General features: G+C 76.4%; 1 protein-coding gene. It reads right to left on the reverse strand.

Features of this window, described 5'->3' with window-relative positions; translation table 11 throughout:
* On the reverse strand, positions 1-1,827 hold a 1,827-nt coding region (locus AOK17_RS47660), incomplete at both ends, for a primosomal protein N' (RefSeq protein ID WP_055618834.1).

Here is a 1,827-nt window from a genome sequence, read left to right on the forward strand (position 1 = left end):
CCCCCGCTCCCCCCACGCGCCATCCGAGCCGCCTGAGCGTTCTTCAACGCGGAGGCCAACGCGGCCCCCTTCCCCGGCGGCACCCTGATCAGCGCCCGCTCCCACGGCTCGCCCACCGGTGGCGCCCCCGTCCGCCGTGGCCGCCCGGGATCCGCCGGAGCCACCGGCACGGGCCCCAACACCTCGGCCTCACGCGGCAGTTCGACCGCGGCCAGGAATCCGGCGAGCGCCTCCGCCGTCCCGGACACGGCGGCCATCCGCGACACGGGCGGAAAGCCCAGCTCGGCGCGCTCGGCCAATTCACGGACGGCGTGCCCCACCGGATCCCACCTCACCAGCGCCTGCACCGGCCGCAGCGTCGGCTCGGCGACGACCACCACGGTCCCGCCGTCCCGCTGCCCCCGCACCAGCGCCGCCGCCCCGATCCACCGCCGCAACGCCTCTTCCCCGGCCCGCAGATCGGGCCGCCCCAGCATCGCCCAGCCGTCGAGCAACAGCGCCGCCGCATACCCGCCCTCGGCCACGGGCTCCGCGCCCGGCGTGCTGACGACCAGCGCGGGTGCCCCGGGCACGGTGTCCAGGATCTGCTCGCGCCCCGACGTCCGTACGGGGACCGCCGGAAAGGCCCGCCCGAGCTCCTCGGCGGTCCGCCGCGCCCCCACGACCTGCGCCCGCAACCGGAACCCACCGCACTCGGGACAGCGCCACTCCGGCTCGTCCCGACCACACCACCCGCACCGCAGCCCGCCGGCGTCCTGCCCCTCCAACGGCCCGGCGCAGTGCCTACACCGAGCCGCCGCCCTGCACTGCGCACAGGCCATCCGTGGCACGTAGCCACGCCGTGGCACCTGCACCAGCACCGGCCCCTGCTTCAGCCCCTCCCGTACGACCTTCCAGGCGAGAGTGGGCAGCCGTGCGGCCCGCGCCGCCTCGTCGCGCGCGAGATCCCCGTCCCCGACGGTCCGTACGAGCGGAGCCGCGCCCCGCACCTGCTCCCGCTCGGCGACGATCGGAGCCGCCCAGCCGCTCTCCACCAGCTGCGCGGCCTCGACGGTGCAGCTCCAACTTCCCAGCAGGAAGGCGCACTTGTCGTGCGCGGCCCGCAGCAACAGCACCTCCCGCGCATGCGGCTGGGGGGCGTGCAGCTCGCTGTGGCTGCCGTCCCCGTCCTCCCACATGGCGACAAGCCCCAGGTCCTGCACAGGGGCGAACATGGCGGCCCTGGTGCCCACAACAGCCCGTACGGATCCTCGCCGCACCGCAAGCCACTGCCGGTACCGCTTCTCGGGTCCGGCCTCGGCGGTGAGCACCGCGTGCCGCCCCTCGCCCAGCACGGAGGTCAGCGCGGCGTCGACCCGGCTGACGGCCCGCCCGTCCGGCACGACGACGAGGGCGCCACGGCCAGAGGCGAGCGTCGCCCCCACGGCCCGGGCCAACTCCTCGGCCCAGCCGGGCCCGGGCAGCGCGTTCCACACGGCCCGGGGCGCCCCGCCACCCGCGAGCGACTCCACGAAGGCTGCCCCCCGCGAGTACCGGGCCCAGGACCCCGCCCCCGGCGCCTCGGGAACCGGCAACGGCTCGGGCGACGGCTTCTGTTCAGCCCTCGCGTTGCGCGGCGGCACGGCCAGCTGGAGCACATCGGCCAGACTCCCCGCGTACCGATCGGCGACGGCCCGGGCGAGCCCCAGCAACTCCTCGCTCAACACGGGCTCGGGCGAAACGACTTGAGCGAGCGCGGCCAGCGGCCCCGAGTAGTCGGACTCGGCCAGCCGCTCGATCAGATACCCGTCGATCAGCCCCCCGCCCTCGCGCCGCCCCTCGCGCACC

The sequence above is a fragment of the Streptomyces phaeochromogenes genome (assembly GCF_001418655.1).
GTDB classification, from domain to species: Bacteria; Actinomycetota; Actinomycetes; order Streptomycetales; family Streptomycetaceae; genus Streptomyces; species Streptomyces phaeochromogenes.